4 protein-coding genes are annotated in these 1,958 nt (G+C 54.1%); all 4 read right to left on the minus strand.

Annotated elements, in window-relative coordinates; translation table 11 throughout:
- On the minus strand, positions 1–284 hold a 284-nt coding region (locus BLX24_RS30130), incomplete at its 3' end, for a DUF1353 domain-containing protein (RefSeq protein WP_143092909.1).
- 2 nt (positions 285–286) lie between these two features.
- Positions 287–742, minus strand: a complete 456-nt coding sequence (locus BLX24_RS30135; RefSeq protein WP_143092910.1) for a hypothetical protein — start codon at positions 740–742, stop codon at positions 287–289.
- 19 nt (positions 743–761) lie between these two features.
- A complete protein-coding gene (locus BLX24_RS30140; RefSeq protein WP_071506886.1) occupies positions 762–1,178 on the minus strand; it encodes a hypothetical protein in 417 nt (138 codons plus the stop codon).
- The coding region (locus BLX24_RS33050) for a phage head spike fiber domain-containing protein (RefSeq protein ID WP_218160737.1) at positions 1,179–1,958 on the minus strand (780 nt) is incomplete at its 5' end.

The following is a 1,958-nucleotide window of genomic DNA, read 5'->3' on the forward strand; positions in this document are numbered from 1 at the left end:
TCCCACAGCAGCTGGTTAAAGACCTGATCGGCCTCTTTTCTGGAAACGATACCGGTTTCGCACAGATAGTCATGCGCCGCACTGGGCATCGCACTCAGGCCCGACCGGGGAATAAGCCAGTCGGGCACCCAGTCCGGCCGTGATGCGTAGTCGGTCTCGTAGCCTTCCGGGATCACCACCCCACGGCTATCGCAGGGAATCATGGCGGGCTCCGTAAAGGCCCACCAGTCATACTTTTTGCCGTAGACCTTTCTGACGCTGGCATGCAGCACGTGGACGGCCATGACTACAACTGGCTTAAATCGTTGAAATTGCCTCGCTGATCCATCCGGCTCAGGACCGTCGTTATCAGCTGCACAATCGGTGGTCCCAGCTGACTCCAGATAGCCGTCAGCTCAGGCACTGCCCCTTCGGTACCGGCCGGAACCAGATTGAACGTTGCCGGATCGACGAACTTGCTGTTATTGCTTTCCGTGACAGCGGCAACCTGATTAGACAGTGACAGTTTGCGATAAGGCTCCCAGGGGCCGTAAACGGTCTCGGACTCACCGGTTTCCTGTCCATCCACGACTACCGGAACCTGGGTTTCGCTGCGGCTGGTGAGCTCGATCACTAACGGCAGGATGATACGCTGATGGTCCGGATCATCGGAGAACTTGACAGTGAACTCACTGCAACGTACCTGACGACGGATTTTCTCAAAATCCGGATGGGGCGAAAGTGTAATGATAATTGGCTGCATAAACCTGTTGAGCAAAAAGTTAAACTGTTGTACCTGAAGCATCTTTCCAGGCGGTGCCGTTCCACCAGATTGGTTTGCCTATCTGCGTATCATAATACTGATAGCCTGTTGGCAGGCCCACTGTGCCCGGACGGCCGGCCGTGTTACCTGTGCGGTCGGTTACCGGCTTATACCGCCGTCCGTCGATTGTTACCAGTACCGTGCCGTTATCGGCCGTGGTCGTGTCGCTGCTATCGTAGCGATATAAGCCGATCACGCTGGCATCATCGACGATGATGTATTTTGATTCGATGGCCGGCTGGCCACGCACATAGTCCAGATTCATAACCGGCGCATACCAGATCGCATTGTCCGAATTATTTACGTGTGCTGCTGTGCCAAGCAGGGAATTAGGTGATGTCTGATCGGGACTTGTCCCGCTTCCGAATGGTCCCATCTATAATACAAGAGTTTGACATTGAGATTGAGGCAGTTCTTTTGTCCAGTAAGCTGCCCGGAGAATATGGGCATTATAGTTGCCGTTTGCCGGTAGCTCCGGAAAACAGCCGATGCTAAACCGTGTCCATGATGCGCCGATTGCACTTGTGTGGTTATTAGAACCGACATTAACCCCGCCCGAATAGTAGAACTTATAAGGCGAACCATCCTTGTACGTAATTGCGTACCGCGCAATCGTATTAAGTGCATAATTCACGCCGGCCGTATCCGTCTGCCCCGTAAACGCCGCATTGCGGCACATCCCAAATACATTCACCGCATTCTGTCGGATACAGATACAGTTACCGCTACCGGCACCGATACCGGCCAGAACCTGCGAACCGATACCGTTCACCAACGGCCTGGCTTCGACAAACAGCGTACCCTCCGACGGATTGTACCAGTTGGACGACACCGGCAAATAGAGCAGGTCCCCGCCCCGCGTTACAGCTGCCGTCGGGGTCGGAATAATAGACGTAGCAAATGAACCGACTTCAAGCTGTGTTCCAAAAAACGACATCGTACAGGTGTCCGTACTGGTTGCATACCCGGCAATGTAGGCACCGCTTACTGAGGGCGTGCCCGTAGCGTCGGTCGTAAACGTAAGCATTGCACGATACCACCCGTTACCCCAATCCTCAAGCGTAGCGGCCGTTAAAGCAGCGCTTTTCGTTGTCGTTAGCGTGGCCAGATTGAAGCCCGCATTTGTAAGCCCGTTAGTGCCACCAAGATTAACCTC

It is taken from the genome of Arsenicibacter rosenii (assembly GCF_001870735.1).
Lineage (GTDB): Bacteria > Bacteroidota > Bacteroidia > Cytophagales > Spirosomataceae > Arsenicibacter > Arsenicibacter rosenii.

What these genes read in the sequence shown, in the direction of transcription:
- BLX24_RS30135 (WP_143092910.1), bottom strand. Translation starts at nt 742, where the DNA reads ATGCAGCCAATTATCATTACACTTTCGCCCCATCCGGATTTTGAGAAA.
- BLX24_RS30140 (WP_071506886.1), bottom strand. Translation starts at nt 1,178, where the DNA reads ATGGGACCATTCGGAAGCGGGACAAGTCCCGATCAGACATCACCTAAT.